At 71.3% G+C, this 645-nt stretch carries 1 protein-coding gene; it reads left to right on the forward strand.

Annotation, left to right across the window (positions count from 1 at the left end; genetic code table 11):
* On the forward strand, positions 1–645 hold a 645-nt coding region (locus tag FNX44_RS27230; protein ID WP_143651620.1), incomplete at both ends, for an ABC transporter ATP-binding protein.

Consider the following 645-nt stretch of genomic DNA (forward strand, 5'->3'; position numbering starts at 1 on the left):
GATCGACCAGGTCGCCGACGGCCGGGGCGGCGAGGGCATCGGCGTGTGGGTCGCGCTGCTCCTCGGCTCCGCGCTGGTGATCTACGGGCTGACCTACCTGCGGCGCTACTACGGTGGCAGGCTCGCCCTGGACGTCCAGCACGACCTGCGCACCGACATGTACCGGGCGATCATGCGGCTCGACGGCCGGCGGCAGGACGAGCTGTCGACCGGCCAGGTCGTCGGGCGAGGCACCAGCGATCTCCAGCTCGTGCAGAGCCTGCTGTTCATGCTGCCGATGATGATCGGCAACGTGCTGCTGTTCGCGGTGGCGCTGGCCGTGATGGTGTGGCTGTCACCGCTGCTCACCGTCGTCTCGCTGGCGGTCTTCCCGACGCTGTGGTGGATCGCCAACCACACCCGTACCCGGCTCTTCCCCGCCACCTGGTACGCCCAGCAGCAGGCCGGCCAGGTCGCCTCGGTGGTCGACGGCTCCGTCTCCGGCGTCCGGGTGGTCAAGGGCTTCGGCCAGGAGGAGCAGGAGAGCGCCAAGCTGCGGTCCGCCGGCCGCGAGCTGTTCGCCGCCCGGCTGCGGACCGTCCGGCTGAACGCGCGCTACACGCCGGCGCTGCAGGCCGTGCCGTCCTTCGGGCAGGTCGCGATGCT

The sequence above is a fragment of the Streptomyces alkaliterrae genome, assembly GCF_007097205.2.
GTDB lineage: Bacteria > Actinomycetota > Actinomycetes > Streptomycetales > Streptomycetaceae > Streptomyces > Streptomyces alkaliterrae.